At 33.9% G+C, this 15,901-nt stretch carries 16 protein-coding genes; 9 read left to right on the plus strand and 7 right to left on the minus strand.

The genetic code is table 11. The features are described from left to right. Positions 1-271: 271 nt before the first annotated feature. Together B5X64_RS06270 and B5X64_RS06275 are read right to left on the minus strand one after the other, a co-directional pair. The gene (locus B5X64_RS06270; protein ID WP_079464571.1) at positions 272-856 is read right to left on the minus strand and encodes a DUF3109 family protein; all 585 of its coding nucleotides are present in this window, start codon (positions 854-856) and stop codon (positions 272-274) included. Between the two features lie 10 nt (positions 857-866). Further along, positions 867-1,772 (minus strand): DUF6427 family protein, encoded by a 906-nt coding sequence (locus tag B5X64_RS06275; RefSeq protein WP_079464417.1) that lies wholly within the window; start codon positions 1,770-1,772, stop codon positions 867-869. A 42-nt stretch (positions 1,773-1,814) separates the two neighbouring features. Here B5X64_RS06275 and B5X64_RS06280 point away from each other — a divergent pair, with 42 nt between their 5' ends. Next, complete coding sequence (locus tag B5X64_RS06280; RefSeq protein WP_079464418.1) at positions 1,815-2,048, plus strand: DUF6341 family protein; 234 nt, start codon at positions 1,815-1,817, stop codon at positions 2,046-2,048. 72 nt (positions 2,049-2,120) lie between these two features. Here the strand turns inward: B5X64_RS06280 and B5X64_RS06285 are convergent, their stop codons facing one another. The 5 genes from B5X64_RS06285 to B5X64_RS06305 form a co-directional block, all read right to left on the minus strand. Further along, positions 2,121-2,558, minus strand: a complete 438-nt coding sequence (locus tag B5X64_RS06285; protein WP_079464419.1) for a universal stress protein — start codon at positions 2,556-2,558, stop codon at positions 2,121-2,123. 68 nt (positions 2,559-2,626) lie between these two features. Next, positions 2,627-3,232 carry a fumarylacetoacetate hydrolase family protein gene (locus B5X64_RS06290; protein ID WP_079464420.1) on the minus strand — a complete coding sequence of 202 codons (606 nt, stop codon included), beginning with the start codon at positions 3,230-3,232 and terminating at the stop codon, positions 2,627-2,629. 375 nt (positions 3,233-3,607) lie between these two features. Next, positions 3,608-4,006 (minus strand): putative signal transducing protein, encoded by a 399-nt coding sequence (locus tag B5X64_RS06295; RefSeq protein ID WP_079464421.1) that lies wholly within the window; start codon positions 4,004-4,006, stop codon positions 3,608-3,610. A 127-nt stretch (positions 4,007-4,133) separates the two neighbouring features. After that, positions 4,134-4,898, minus strand: a complete 765-nt coding sequence (locus B5X64_RS06300; protein ID WP_079464422.1) for a 3'-5' exonuclease — start codon at positions 4,896-4,898, stop codon at positions 4,134-4,136. A gap of 61 nt (positions 4,899-4,959) precedes the next feature. Beyond that, on the minus strand, positions 4,960-5,673 hold the full coding sequence (locus B5X64_RS06305) for a CDP-alcohol phosphatidyltransferase family protein (RefSeq protein ID WP_079464423.1): 714 nt from the start codon (positions 5,671-5,673) through the stop codon (positions 4,960-4,962). Between the two features lie 212 nt (positions 5,674-5,885). Here B5X64_RS06305 and B5X64_RS06310 point away from each other — a divergent pair, with 212 nt between their 5' ends. From B5X64_RS06310 to B5X64_RS06345, 8 genes are all read left to right on the plus strand, one after another. Then, entirely contained in the window at positions 5,886-7,814 is a 1,929-nt protein-coding gene (locus B5X64_RS06310; protein ID WP_079464424.1) for an LTA synthase family protein, read from the plus strand. Positions 7,815-7,959: 145 nt separating this feature from the next. Beyond that, positions 7,960-8,379: a DUF2147 domain-containing protein gene (locus tag B5X64_RS06315; RefSeq protein ID WP_079464425.1), complete on the plus strand. Its 420-nt coding sequence runs from the start codon at positions 7,960-7,962 to the stop codon at positions 8,377-8,379. A gap of 110 nt (positions 8,380-8,489) precedes the next feature. After that, entirely contained in the window at positions 8,490-9,470 is a 981-nt protein-coding gene (locus tag B5X64_RS06320; RefSeq protein ID WP_066675807.1) for a pyruvate dehydrogenase complex E1 component subunit beta, read from the plus strand. Between the two features lie 122 nt (positions 9,471-9,592). Continuing rightward, the gene (locus B5X64_RS06325) at positions 9,593-11,584 is read left to right on the plus strand and encodes a KUP/HAK/KT family potassium transporter (RefSeq protein ID WP_079464426.1); all 1,992 of its coding nucleotides are present in this window, start codon (positions 9,593-9,595) and stop codon (positions 11,582-11,584) included. A 76-nt stretch (positions 11,585-11,660) separates the two neighbouring features. Continuing rightward, positions 11,661-12,134, plus strand: coding sequence for a Fur family transcriptional regulator (locus B5X64_RS06330; RefSeq protein WP_047399628.1), 474 nt, complete (start codon positions 11,661-11,663; stop codon positions 12,132-12,134). A 3-nt stretch (positions 12,135-12,137) separates the two neighbouring features. Continuing rightward, entirely contained in the window at positions 12,138-13,880 is a 1,743-nt protein-coding gene (locus tag B5X64_RS06335) for an OstA-like protein (RefSeq protein ID WP_079464427.1), read from the plus strand. 213 nt (positions 13,881-14,093) lie between these two features. Continuing rightward, entirely contained in the window at positions 14,094-15,266 is a 1,173-nt protein-coding gene (locus B5X64_RS06340; protein ID WP_079464572.1) for an aspartate aminotransferase family protein, read from the plus strand. Between the two features lie 194 nt (positions 15,267-15,460). Next, the gene (locus tag B5X64_RS06345; protein ID WP_079464428.1) at positions 15,461-15,847 is read left to right on the plus strand and encodes an START-like domain-containing protein; all 387 of its coding nucleotides are present in this window, start codon (positions 15,461-15,463) and stop codon (positions 15,845-15,847) included. Positions 15,848-15,901: the final 54 nt, after the last annotated feature.

Here is a 15,901-nt window from a genome sequence, read left to right on the forward strand (position 1 = left end):
AAAGATATTAAAAAAAACAAACCACCGCAGAAATTTTTCTGAGATGGTTTGTTTTTAAGTGTAATGCTGTGATTTTTTGTGATAATTATACTTTGTCATTAATAGGATTTCATCCTATTCTTTGTTAAATCGTCCCTTCGGGATTTTCCATCAGTTAGAAATATACCAATGATAACAAAATCATTTATTTTTCAACTATCAACTATCAACTATCAACTATCAACTATCAACTATCAACTATCAACTATCAACTATCAACTATCAACCAAAATTATTTCCCATACTCCTTCTTCCACTCTTCGGCAACATCGCTCAAAGTAGCGTAAAAATCTTCGCCGTATTTTCTGGTAAGTGGAGTTTTAAGGAATTTATACACCGGAACCTGAAGTTCTTTTCCTAAAGTACAGGCATCGTTACAAATTGGCCATTCATGGTAGTTTAAAGCTGAAAAAGTAGAATATTCTGTAATTCTAATCGGGTAGAGGTGGCAAGAAATTGGTTTCTGCCAATCTACAGCGCCATCTTCGTAAGCTTTTTCAATACCACATTTTGTAATGCCTCTTTCATCAAAAGTTACATAAGCACATTCTGCATCTTCAATCATCGGAGTTACGTACATTCCATCCATAGGATCGGTTGTCCAGGTTCCTTGTTCGTCTAATGCTTTAATTCCTGCTTCAGTAAGATAAGGTTTTATCTTATCATAAATATTATCTAAAATTACAAGCTCGTCTTTATCTAAAGGAGCTCCTACATCACCTTCTACACAACATGCACCTTTACATTTGGTAAGGTTACAAACAAATTCTTCAGAAAAAATATCTTCAGAAATTAATTTATCGTCTATTTGAATCATAATCTTATTTTTAAAATAAATTGAAGTGAGTTCCTGCTTTAAAAGCAATTAAACTTACAATGGTTAACCAAACACAGGTTTCCTGCATCCAGTATTTAGGTAAAAACTTAAACATCCTGCTTAGAATAATCGTTGAAGGGAAAGCCAAAAGCAACAAATACTCATAGCTTGTATCCATATAAAGGATGATACTTATAAGCTGAGCTAATGAAAAAACCAGCAAGAAAGTATATTTATATCGGCTTACGGGGCTTTTCTTATTATAATGAGTAAAATGGTCATAGATTGCATAAATCAACATTAAAGCAATGGGGAGCAATGAAAGTAAGTCTGTGTAATCGGTCATCATTTTCATCTTACCAAAAGGAATATAGTCGGTATTCCAAGCATTGAATTGAAAGAAAAACATCATCGAAAAATAACTGAGCCCAATCATTATAATACCTAATAGGAATCTGAAAATATTTAAACCTACTCTTTCAGAAGTGACAATTAAATGAATCAATACAAAAATCATCATCGGCCAAGTCGTGGGTAAGAATATAAAGTTTAATGCAACAATTGAGCCTACCAAAACATAAGATTTCTTTCTGAGGTCTTCATCACTGCTTGTTAAAAGAAGTAAAAGAAAAGAATTGGTAAGAATAGCAACTGAAATTCCTAAGTCAATACTGCCATCATAAAGCCCAAAGATAAAAAATGTGTAGAGGAATAATGGTAAATGAGTGTGATAATTAAGATCTATTGCATTGAAACAGAAATATCCCAATGCAATTCCTACAAAAGTAATTCCTGCAATAATCCCTTCGTAAGTATTGAAATTCAGTATGTTAAATAGTATTACTATTAAAAGCAGAAAACCAATGTACACAGGAATTGAAAAAATATTGCTTTCTTTTGAAAGTAATCTAAACATTTTTTATAAATTTGTGCAAAGTTAATTTAAAAAAGGAAAATAATGACGTCTTTCTTTCTATTCTTAAGTGATGCATTCAAATGGGCATTTGGTTTCTACGATATTTTCGGAAACGTTTTAAACTGGATTTTGTTCGCAGTATGTTGCGTACTATTCACGTATTGGTGCTACGTTTTGGTGGTAACTCTTGGTGGAGATAAAGACAAAGAATATTATTCTCCTACAGAAGGTAAGAATCCTTACTACGATCCTGCGATCTATAAAAAAGAAGGTTAATTAATTGGTTATATAGAAAAAGACCGGTCAAATTTTTTGATCGGTCTTTTTTACGTTGATAAGTGATATATTTTATTCGTGAATTGGAAGTACCAATACCGGGATTTTAGAACTCTTCGTTAGGCCTTTAGTTAAGCTTCCTACAAAAACATCGTAAATACCACTTCTTCCATGAGAGCCCATTACGATATAATTTGCTTTTTTAAGATCGGCATATTCCAAAATAGTATCTTTTGCGATGCCCTGTTTCAGGATATGTTCACATTCTACACCCTGAGCAAGAACTCTTTGGTTAATCTTATTTAAAAGAACCAGCTCTTCTCTAATCTCATTTTCTTCTACTTCCGGAAAATACTGATATCCCATATCCCCGATTGCAAAACCAATATCTGTTGGCGCAACATGTATAAGGCAAATCTTTCCGTTTACTTCTTTGGCGAATTTTACGGCTCCGTCAACAAGCTGATCTGTTTTTTCTCCAAAATCTACAGGTAAAATAATGTTTATCATAAGTTTGAATTTGTAATTTAAGTCTTTTTAAAGATATGAAAAAAAGAGACCAATCTCAAATGATAATGTTACATAATTCTTATATCCAAGATTTTTTCATCCTCAAGATAAGCTTCTAATACGTCATTTTCAGATACTTTTCCTACACCTTCCGGAGTTCCTGTAAAAATTAGATCACCCACTCTCAATGTAAAATACTGTGAAACGAAAGCAATAATATCATCAATACTGAAGATCATATCTTTTGAGTTTCCTTTTTGTACTTCTTCTTTATTTTTTAGAAGCGAAAAATTCAGAGATTCAAGATTATAATTTTCTTTTTTAAAGAAATTTCCTACTACTGCAGAGCCGTCAAAACCTTTTGCCAGTTCCCAAGGAAGACCTTTAGATTTTAGGTCGCTTTGAAGGTCTCTTGCGGTGAAATCTATTCCCAAACCGATTTCTTCATAATGTTTGTTAGCGGCTTCTTTCTGAATGTATTTTCCACCTTTTGAAATTTTCACCACCACTTCCAATTCGTAATGTACATCATTGGAGAATTCAGGGATGTAAAAATCATTTCCTTTTAAAACCGCGGTGTCCGGTTTCATAAAAATTACAGGTTGATCGGGAATAGCATTTCCCAATTCTTTTGCGTGCTCGCTGTAATTTCTTCCTATGCAGATTATTTTCATAATTTATTTTTCATTGTGATGAGCGAAGCGAAGAAGCAATCTCAGAATCACTCATTACTCATTTTTATTTATTAGTAGTATTTTTTAAGGAGCTTTTTCCTGCTTTCCGCTGTATCTTTTGTTCCGCTGCGCTGCACAAAAGGATGTCGCTGCAATCGGGGCTAATAAAAATTGTTGTGCTAGAAAACCACCCAGTCAAAAATTTCTTTGAAATTTTCGCCACCCCTCCAAAGGAGGGGAATTCCGCGTGTCATTTCAAATGTATCATAGCGAAAAGTGGAATTAGCTTGTGCTAAGTTTATTTAAGCAAAATAATCTCAAAATTTATCCTCAATCATTTAAACTTCCATCACCCATCTTCAAACTTCCATCTTTCTAATGTGTAAAAATATTCTCACAATAGTAACACACATATCTGTCACTCGAAAGCAAAGAAATTCCGAAGAAACTGGTTGAGCTGTCGTCTTTATAGATGTGATTTGAACCACATTTCGGACAGACAAAATCAAATTTCGGATCTTCAACAGTATGTTCAACTTCTAAAGAAAATTTGTTGTTTTCGTGATAATCAGCTAAGATTTTTTCAGCGTTTTCAAAATCATCTTTAAAAACCTGTAACTGAATTCCGCCAACAGCCTGCGAAAGCAACCAATCTGATTGTATCAGTTGTTCGTTTGCGATAAAGCTGTTGATGTTGCTCTCGGCAAGAATCTGCTTGTCGCGATTAGCTTCAAGTGCAGTTTCGTAAAATTTAAACTTAACTAAGTTGCTCATCCTTTTTTAATTTTTTATAACTCAATTTTCATACCTTATAGAAAATTAAAAGATTTTTACCCCAAAAGAAACAAAGGTTTATGAAAATAAACTAAAATCTTTTGTCTCTTTTGCGGGTAGAAAAAAATTAAAACTTACTTGAAAGCTGAATTTTAGTAAAAACTTTTTTCGTGTACAAAGGGAAATCAGCATTTTGCAACCATCCGAAATATCCCAAATCTTTTTGGAAAACTTCTTTCACAACCTGACCTTTGTATTTTCCGAAAGCAAAAATCTCCTGATCTTTTGCGTTGTAATGAATCATTCCGGCTAAATCGGCAAATCTGTTCTGAGTAGAAAACTCACTGAGTTCGGCAACTTCATTAGGAAGATCATCATATTTTCCAACTTGTGCGTCCAAAACTTCAAACGTTGCCAAAACATCGGCTTCCGCAGAGTGGGCATTTTCTAAAGTTTTTCCACAATAAAACTGATAAGCAGCACCCAGATTTCTTGGTTCTTTTTTGTGGAATATCGTTTGTGCATCGACTAATTTGAATTTATTTAAATCAAAATCAAATTCGGCACGAAGTAATTCTTCAGCCAACAATGGAACATCGAAACGGTTTGAATTAAAACCTCCCAAATCGGCTCCTGAAATCATCTCAACAATTTTCGGAGCAATTTCTTTGAAAGTTGGAGAATCTTTAATGTCTTCATCATAAATTCCGTGGATCTCACTCGAAGAAACCGGAATCGGCATTTCAGGATTTACTCTCCATGTTTTGCTTTCTCTTGAAGAATCAGGATTTACTTTTAAAATACAGATTTCAACAATTCGGTCTTTTCCAACGTTGGTTCCTGTTGTTTCAAGATCAAATACACAAAGAGGTTTATGCAGTTTTAAGTTCATTTTTTTTAAGTTATGAGTTGTAAGTCATGAATTATGAGTTCTAATAACTCATAATTTATAACTATTTAAGTTGTTTTTGAAAGATAATTGAAATAACAATATAATAAAGAATCACCATTGGGATTCCGACAATTTTAAATATTGCTAAAATAAGAATTGAGCCAATTAATAAAGCTAATTTCGGATAATTGTCCTGCAACTTCATCGATTTGAATTTCATGGCGATCATTTTGATCGGACTGATAAGAATCCAAGAAGAAACAACCGTGAAAATTAATAAATATAATTCGTTTTCAAGAAGAAAACTAAAGCTTTGAGTTTCTTTGAAGGCATACAATAAACCAAAAACCAAAATCGTATTAGATGGCGTATTTAAACCTTTAAAATAATATTTCTGCTCTTCGTCAAGGTTAAAAATGGCTAATCTCAAACAAGAAAAAAGCGTAATGAGAAATCCGAAATATTTAATTTCAAAAGGAAGCTGTAATCCGAAAAGTTCATTTCCGAATGGTTCCAACATTTTAAACATCGCCAATCCCGGAATGAATCCGAAACTTACCATATCTGCCAAAGAATCGAGCTGGGTTCCCAAATTGGAATTGGCTTTTAAAGCTCTCGCCACAAAACCATCGAAAAAATCTAAAACCAAAGACAAAATAATGCAGATTGCCGTCGTTTGGTAATCACCTAAAATCAAATGTACAGCACCAATACAACCCGAAAAAAGGTTGCCCAGCGTAATGGCGTTTGCCAGATTGTTCTTAATGAAATTCATAGCAGCAAAATTACATTTTTTAAAAATTTTAACCTTAATTAATGTCAACTAAAAATTACAATCCTATGAAATCGCTCTAACTGACAGTAAAATATGAGGCCATATAATTGGCGATTGCATATGACCAATAAAAAAATAAATATCTACATATGAATTTAACGTAATTTTGCGATCGATAAATAATTGACTTTTAAAAACAATACTATTTAAAAATGAAATTTTTCAAAGAATTCAGAAAAGAAGAAATCCTTGTTCTATGCTACAGGCTTTTCTTGGCTTTTGTTTTTTATCAGATTGCGAGACTTTTGTTTTGGTTTTTCAATAAAGATTTAATAAAAGTGGACAGCGTTGCAGATTATCTGAGCTTGGCTTATCATGGGACCGCATTTGATCTTACGGCAATTTTATATGTGAATGCTCTGTTTATTTTGTTAAGTTTAATTCCTATTGTTATCAATACAAAAAGTGGATATCAGAAATTTATAATCTGGCTGTATTTTATCACCAACGGAATTGCGTATGCGATGAATTTTGGTGATTTTATTTATTATAAGTTTTCTCAGGCAAGGCTTACTTCTGCGGCATTTCAGGTAGCAAAACATGAGACGAATATTTTTAAAGTATTTACTGTCTCAATCACAGAACATCCTTTTGTCATTATTTGGTTTGTATTTTTAATGGCTGCATGGGTTTTTCTGTATCAAAGATTTAAGATTAATTATAAAAAACCGGTAAAACTTATTCCTTATTTTATTTGGTCTGTGGTGACTTTGTGTATTACTGCGGTATTAATTGTTGGTGGAATCAGAGGTGATTTTAAACACAGCACAAGACCTATTAACTTAGTGGATGCGAATAAGTTTGTGAAAACTCCGCTTCAGGGAAATTTGGTTCTGAACTCTACTTTTTCGTTTTTCAGAACAATGGGATCTAATAATTTTAAAGAAGTTCATTTTGTCGACCAGAAATTTATTGATGAAAATATCAACACCTATAAAACGTACGACAGACAGGTTCAGGATAGACCCAATATTGTGATATTTATTGTGGAATCTTTTGGGAGAGAATATTCAGGGGCTTTTAATAAAGATAAAAACATCAAAGATTATGTTTCTTACACGCCATTTATAGACAGTTTGGCGAATGAAAGTCTGATTTTCCCGAATACTTTTGCCAACGGAAGACAATCTATTCACGGGATGAGCAGTATTTTGGCGGGAATTCCGAGTTTGATGGATGCTTTTACGAGCTCGCCTTATTCTAATCAGAAAATTCAGTCGATTGTTTCGGTTTGTAATGATTTAGGATATGATACTTCATTTTATCACGGAGCTCCGAATGGTTCGATGGGATTTTTAGGTTTTGGAAATATTCTTGGTTTTAAACATTATTTCGGGAAAGATGAATACAATCACAATGAAGATTTCGATGGAATGTGGGCAATTTGGGATGAGCCATTTTTACAGTATTTTGCTAAAAATGTAGGGAAATCAAAACCTTTTATGGCGACCGTTTTTACGGCTTCATCGCATCACCCTTTTAAAATTCCTGAAAAATATAATGGGAAATTTAAAAAAGGCAATATTGAAATGCATGAACCAATGCAGTATACTGATTATGCGATCAAAGAATATTTTGAAACTGCAAAAAAACAACCTTGGTTTAAGAATACCATTTTCGTGTTTACAGGAGATCATACCAATCAGGTTTATTATTCGGAATATGAAAAAGCGATGAACCGTTTTGCAGTTCCTTTGATTTTCTATTCTCCAAATCCTGCTTATCAGTTGAAAGGGGTGAATAATGAATTGGCGCAGCAAATTGATATTTATCCTACTTTGGCAGATTTAATTGGATACAACAAAAAAATAAGAAGTTGGGGGAGAAGTTTGGTAAGTGAAAAAAAATATCAGCCTTTGATTGTCAACTCAGACGGAAGTTCGGAGCAGTTTATCTATGGAAATTATATTTACAGATTCGACGGTAAAAACATTATAGGAATTTATGATAAAAATGATTTAGGTTTTGAAAACAATCTGAATGATAAAATAAAATCTCCGGAAACCGAAAAAGGAAAACAAGTGGCAAAAGCATGGTATCAGGATTATATGAGCCGAGTGATCAATAGAAAGCTGAATTAATTTTTTATTTGTTTAATTTAAAAAAATGCTCTTCCTGTTGTTATATATGCAAAGGATAATAAAAATGTTTGTGCGTTTAAAATTTATGTCTATTTTTAACTAATTAAGAATTTAAGAATCTATAATTTAAATTAAACTCTATAATATGAAAAAATTATTAGCAACATTTGTACTTTCACTATTCAGTGTGATGTCATTTGCACAAATCGAAGGAAAATGGAAAACCATAGATGATGAAACAAAACAGGCGAAATCTATCGTTGAGATTTACAAAAAATCTGACGGTAAATATTACGGAAAAGTTTCTCAGTTATTGATTAAACCAGCGGATGCCAACTGTACATCTTGTAAAGATGACAGAAAAGGTAAACCAATTTTAGGATTGGAAATCATCAGAGGTTTGGCAAAAGATGGTGATGAATTTACAGGAGGAACCATTACAGATCCTAAAACCGGTAAAACGTATAAATGTACCATCACAAAAAGCGGAGATAAGCTAAATGTAAGAGGTTATATGGGCGTTTCTATCTTAGGAAGAACACAAGTTTGGCAGAAAGTAAACTAATCAGTTTAAAATAATATTAAATATTAAGGCAACTCAGCAATGTGTTGTCTTTTTTGTTATGTAAATAATAAAAAAACACTATTTTTGTACTCTAAATTTTTCAAATAAATATGGCAGAACATACTTTTCGTGAAGTGATTGCGCAGGCAATGAGTGAGGAAATGCGTAAAGACGAATCCATTTTTCTAATGGGAGAAGAAGTTGCAGAATACAATGGTGCATACAAAGCTTCTAAAGGAATGTTGGACGAGTTTGGTGCTAAGCGCGTAATCGATACACCTATCGCAGAACTTGGTTTCACAGGAATCGCTGTGGGAGCTGCAATGAATGGGAACAGACCGATTGTAGAATATATGACATTCAACTTTGCTCTTGTTGGGATAGATCAGATCATCAACAACGCAGCAAAAATCCGTCAGATGAGTGGTGGTCAGTGGAACTGCCCGATTGTTTTCCGTGGTCCTACAGCTTCTGCAGGTCAGTTGGGAGCAACACACTCTCAGGCTTTTGAAAACTGGTTCGCAAACGTTCCGGGTCTTAAGGTAGTAGTTCCTTCAAACCCTTATGATGCGAAAGGATTATTAAAAACTGCAATTCAGGATAACGATCCGGTAATTTTCATGGAATCTGAACAGATGTACGGAGACAAAATGGAAATTCCTGAAGAAGAATATTACTTACCAATAGGAAAAGCTGATATCAAAAGAGAAGGTACTGATGTTACTTTGGTTTCTTTCGGAAAAATTATGAAATTAGCTCTTCAGGCAGCTGAAGATATGGCTAAAGAAGGTATTTCTGTTGAGGTTATCGATTTAAGAACAGTTCGTCCTTTAGATTTCGATACGGTTTTAACTTCAGTAAAGAAGACAAACAGATTGGTGATTTTAGAAGAAGCTTGGCCATTTGGTTCTGTATCTTCAGAGATTACTTATATGGTACAGCAGAAAGCATTTGATTATTTGGATGCACCAATCAAGAGAATTACTACTCCTGATGCACCTGCTCCATATTCAGCAGCTTTATTTGCAGAATGGTTCCCGAAACTTGAAAAAGTGAAAGAGGAAATCAAAAAAGCGATGTACGTTAAATAATATGATACGATTATAGAAAAAAACTTCCGAAAGGAAGTTTTTTCATTTATATAATGCATGACTATTTTGGTTGAGGGTCATAAATTTAGTATACATTTGCGCTTTCAAAATAATTAGCTGACATGGCAGAAGTTACAGAAGGAGGTCATCATATAGACCTTAAAAAGCTTTCATTTGTAGGAGTTATTGTTTCTCTCGGAATCGTTTTCGGAGACATCGGTACATCACCGCTTTACGTAATGAAAGCAATTGTCAATGCAAGAAAGGATGGCTCAACGATGCCTTTCGACACTTATATTGAAGGTGCGCTTTCTTGTATTATCTGGACTTTAACACTTCAGACGACTTTAAAATATGTGATTATCGCTCTTAAAGCAGATAACCGCGGTGAGGGTGGAATTTTAGCTTTATATTCTTTAGTTAAAAAGCTGAAAAAGAAATGGCTCTATGTCGTCGCCATCATCGGAGCATCAACCTTAGTTGCCGATAGTGTGATTACGCCTTCTCTTACAGTGATGTCTGCGATTGAAGGGCTTAAAATCTACAACCCTGAAACACCGGTTGTTTTTATTACCCTTTTTATTCTTTTTATCGTTTTCGTCGTACAACAATTCGGAACAGCTTCTATTGGGAAATTCTTCGGACCCATTATGGTGACGTGGTTTTTGGTTTTAGGAGGTTTCGGATCAATGCATATTTTTGATCATATCGAAATTTTAAAAGCATTCAACCCGATGTATGCTTATAACCTGATTACCCATTCGCCAAGCGCAATTGTTATTATGGGTGCGGTGTTTTTATGTACGACCGGAGCGGAAGCTTTATATTCGGATTTAGGACATTGCGGAGCAAAAAACATCCGTGTAAGCTGGATTTTTGTTAAATTAATGTTGATTCTTAATTATTTAGGTCAGGGAGCTTGGCTGCTAGATAATTATGAAAAAGTTTTTACAGGAGTTAATCCTTTCTTTGGAATTATGCCTGAATGGGCAGTTTTACCAGCAGTAATTCTTGCAACTTTAGCTGCTATTATTGCGAGTCAAGCGGTAATTACCGGTTCGTTTACGATGTTTTCAGAAGCAATGTCAATTTCATTCTGGCCGAATCAGCATATTGAATATCCTTCGGGAGTAAAAGGACAAATGTACATCCCGAGAATCAATTGGGGATTGATGGTTTTCTGTTTTGTAGTCGTAATATTTTTCCAGAAATCAGAGCATATGGAAGCTGCGTATGGTTTAACGATTACCATTACGATGTTGATGACCACAATCTTGCTGACGTATTGGCTGAGCCGAACCAGACTTAATAAAATATTCCTTTTTGGTTTTGTAGCGATTTATCTTTTCCTTGAATCTGGATTCTTCTATGCGAATGTGATTAAATTTTTCGATGGCGGTTGGTTGACAATGGTTTTAGGAGGTTTCATTGCAGTTTGTATGTACGCATGGTATAATGGAAGATTGCTAAAGGCAAATTTCACAAGTTATGTGAAGATCGACAAATATGTTTCGATTATTAAAGACATGAAATTAGATGAAACAATACCAAAATATTGTACTAATCTTGCCTATCTGAGCCGTGCAAAGCGTAATGATGAAATAGAATCGAAAATTATTTATTCAATCATCAAAAAACAACCGAAAAGAGCAGATCATTATTTTATTCTGAGCATTGTGAATCAAGAAGATCCTTATACTTTTAAATACAGCATAGATGAAATTTTGCCCGGAACGATTTATAAAGTTAATTTCCTTTTAGGATTTAAAGTAGACCGTAGAATTAATGATTATTTCAATATGGTTCTAAAAGATTTAATGGCAGACGGAACAATTCCTTCCCGAAGCAGCCATCCATCTCTCAGAGCACATAATATTCCGCCAGATTTGAAGTATGTAATCATAGATAACACGTATATTAACGATATTCTTTTAACGGTAAAACAAAAAATTACGTTAAATATTTATAATTTTGTTAAATATATTGGTAGTGATGATTTCAAATCTTGGGGAGTTACCTCACACAATGTGGTTGTGGAATCTGCACCATTAACTGAGGAAACGATTTCGAGCAGTAAAATCCAGCAGGCAGAATTCCGAAGATCTAATTTTTAACATTCACATTTCATAACTGAAATCCATCATATTGATTTAAATAAAAATCGATAAATTTGTAGTAATAAATTTTTTAATGGATACTTTACAAAAAGAAAAAAATATAGCTTTAATAAAAGACGTTTTACGAAATTATTTGCTTGAAAAAGGGTTTCGTAACACGCCTGAACGATACACAATCTTAGAAGAGATCTATAATATGGATCATCACTTTAATGTAGATGACTTATATCTTCTGATGATGCAGAAAAAATATCATGTTTCTAAAGCTACAATTTACAATACCATCGAGATTTTCCTTGATGCGGGTTTGATTCGTAAGCACCAGTTTGGTGAAAAAACGTTGACTTCATCTTCTTACGAGAAATCTTATTTTGATAAGCAGCACGATCATTTGGTGATTTATAAAAAAGATTCAGACAAAGAGATTGAAGAAATTATCGAGTTCTGTGATCCTAGAATTCAAGGTATTAAAGAAGCTATAGAAGGAGCTTTTGGCGTAAAAATTGATTCTCATTCGCTGTATTTTTATGGCACTAAGAATGATTAATCAATGAGACTGGTTCTTTTTCTATTCCTATTTATTTCCTCGTTTACTTTAGCTCAGCTTACACCGAAACCTGCGCAAAGAGATCCTTATTTACAAAATCCTGTGAAAAACCAACCACAGAAAAGTAAACCGGGAGAAAAAGTGCATATTAAAAATGCGGATGAAATTAGTAAAGATACTAAGTATGATGGTAATCGTTACCTTACAGGTAATGTTATCATAGAACATCAAGGGTCTATCCTTTCGGCGGATGAAGTGGTAATGTACGATGAAGAAAATTTTGTACGAGCTATAGGTAATGCAAAACTTGTTAATTCCGATGGCTCTGTCATTACATCATCAGAAATGGAGTATGACGGGAATACCCAAAAAGGTGTTGCCCGAAAAAATGTGGTCTTAACGGATATTAAAGGAACGATTATTAAAACTGAAACGATGTATTACGACAGGGTTTCAAATCAGGCCTATTTTAATACGGGAGGTACTATCAACGATGGTAAAAGTACTACTTACGCAAAATCGGCTACTTATTTTCTTACGACACGTACGATCGATCTTACAGGAAGAGTGAAAATTGTAGATAAAGATTATACTTTGGAAGGAGATAATGTAGTCCAAAATCAGAACACCAATATCGTTACCATTAACGGGTATACCGTAATTACCAATAATAAAAATCCGAAGAATCGAATTATTACCGATAAAGGTACTCATAATATGAATACTAAAGAGTCTTTTCTTACGAAAAACTCCAGGATTTATTATAATGACAAAATTCTTACTGGAGACGAAATGTATTATAATCAACTCAGCGGTTTTGGTAAAGCAACAGGAAATGTTACGCTTGATGATCCTTTAGAAAAAAGATACATTAAAGGTGGTTATGGTGAGATTTACGAAAAGAAAGATTCGTCAATGATGACCAAGGAACCTTATGCAGTAAAGATTTTTGAGAAAGACTCTCTTTATTTTGCCTCAGAAAAAATTCTGTCTTACCAGAAACCAGATACTGCAGATATCACCAAAAAGAAAAGTTATCTGAGAGCTTTCAGAAAAGCAAGGATTTATAAATCGAATGCGCAAGGAAGAGCAGATTCTATCGCATTCAACGAAACAGACGGAATTATGCATATGTACACCAATCCTATTTTATGGAGCGGTGAAAAACAGGTAACCGGCGATAAAATAGAAGCGTATTTTAATACAGCAACTGAAAATATCGATTCTCTAAAAGTGATCGGAAATGGTTTTGCTATTGCGAAGGTAGATTCGCTAAATATGTTAGACGAATTTCATCAGGTGAAAGGGAAATTGATGACCGTTTATTATGAAGGTCCCGACATCAAAGAAATTAAAGTAATCGGAAATGCTGAAGCAATTACCTATGCTGATGAATTTAATAAGAAAACAAAAGTTAACGATAGGATAGGAGTTAATGTATCACTATGCGGAATTATTGGTGCATTGTTTGATCAGCGACAATTACAGATTATTTCTTGTAGTATTGGTGCGGTTGCAAAAACTTACCCGATGAGTCAGATTTCTCCGGAGCAGAAAAAGTTTGAAGATTTCAACTGGAATACCAAAGACCGAATACGGAAATGGCAGGATATTCTCGTCGATTCGCCAAACTATGAAGAAATAAAGTATGAACCCAATGATGGGCTTTACAACAAAGTACAGGAAGCAGCAGAAAAAGAGAAAGCTAAAGAAGAAGCTAAAAAACCTAAAAGGGTAAGAAAATAAATATCGAAAGACCAGTTGTAAAGCTGGTCTTTTTTTATTTGGACGAATGACTTGATTAAATTACACACCTAAATCTTAGAAGTTAGACGTCTAATTTTTGGAACTTCGACGTGTAAGTTGAAATTTGCATGAATAAGGATAATAATCATCTATGAAATTTCTGCATCTGATGAATGTTTTTTAGCTTTGCCTAAAATTTTTCATACAATGGAAATGCAAAACGATTTTTTTAAATATCAGGCTCAAACTACACAATTTGCAGCAGGTTTTGAAGTGGATAAAGCAGAAGGAAGCTATATTTTTGGAAAAGACGGAAAAAAATATCTTGATTTCGTAGCGGGAGTTTCTGCCAATACTTTGGGGCATTCGCACCCGAAAATAGTGAATGCTATTAAAGAGCAGGCTGATAAATATCTTCATGTCATGGTTTATGGCGAATATGCTCAGGAAAAACCTGTTGAACTATGCCGATTACTAGCTGAAGCAACTCCAGATCCTTTAGAGATTACTTATTTGGTCAACAGCGGTGCAGAAGCAATTGACGGAAGTTTAAAATTAGCAAAAAGATACACCGGAAGAGAAGAGATTATCTCTTTCAAAAACTCTTATCACGGCAATACTCACGGAGCATTAAGTGTTTCGGGACATGAAGGTCACAAAAGAGAATTCCGCCCTTTATTACCGATGATTTCTTTTATTGAGTTTAATAATGAGAATGATTTCGATAAGATCACAGAAAGAACAGCTTGTGTAATTCTTGAAACCATTCAGGGAGCGGCAGGATTTTTAGTTCCAAATAATGATTATTTAGTTAAACTAAAAAAGAGATGCGAAGAAGTAGGTGCGCTTCTTATTTTAGACGAAATTCAACCGGGATTCGGACGAACAGGAAAGCTTTTTTCTTTTGAGCATTTCGGTATCGTTCCCGATATTTTGGTAATGGGAAAAGGAATGGGCGGTGGTGTTCCTGTCGGAGCCTTTATGAGTTCTAAAAAAATTATGGAAACACTTTCTCATTCTCCAAAATTGGGTCATATTACAACTTTTGGTGGAAATCCTTTGATTGCAGCGGCTTCTCATGCGACGTTGAAAGAAGTTTTAGAGAGCGGTTTGATGAATGAAGTTGAGGAAAAAGAAAAGTTGTACAGAGAGCTTTTAGTTCATCCTAAAATTAAAAACATAAACGGTAAAGGGTTGATGCTTGCTGTGAATCTCGGAACTCCAGAATTTACACTCAATGTTGCCAAGAAATGTATGGAAAAAGGTCTTATTGTTTTCTGGCAGTTATACCGAAATGAATATCTGCGAATTTCTCCACCGCTTACTATTTCTAAAGAAGAAATTACAGAAGGATGTAAGATTATTCTTGAAGTTTTAAACGAATAATAACCAATATAAAGCTGTGCGCAGAAGGTTACTTTTTCATAAGTTTTTTTAGTGCAATTTTATTTAGAAAATAGTTGACAAACTTCGTTTCGAAGCAATAAGAATATTTCTGATAAAAATCATAAAAATTTAAATATAATTTTGTGTAATGAAAAAATTAATTTATATATTGCGTCACGTTAAAAACAAGTTATATGGCGAAACATAAAGTCCATTACGAATTCCCAATGCATTGTCTATCAGAGATTTTGTATGAATATTTGGCAACTGCTGAGGGATTGTCTGAATGGTTTGCGGATGAGGTACTAGAAAAAGGAGATGATTTCTTTTTCAGTTGGGGTGGAGGTCCTGCTGAAAAGGCGACTTTAATCAGATATAAGCCTGAAGGTTTCGTACGTTACAGATGGGAAGAAGATGAAGGGACGAAAAACTTCTTCGAAATGACCATTACAATTGATGATATTACAGAAGATTTAGCTTTAAATATTACAGATTTTTGTGAGGAAGGTGATGAAGAGGAAAATGCAATGTACTGGGAAAATCTTATCGAAAACCTTAGAATAAAATTAGGTGCAGCTTAATTTTTAAGCGATACTGTTTTAGTAAACAAAACTGATGAACGATTTATCGTTCAT

It is taken from the genome of Chryseobacterium balustinum, from assembly GCF_900168205.1.
Lineage (GTDB): Bacteria > Bacteroidota > Bacteroidia > Flavobacteriales > Weeksellaceae > Chryseobacterium > Chryseobacterium balustinum.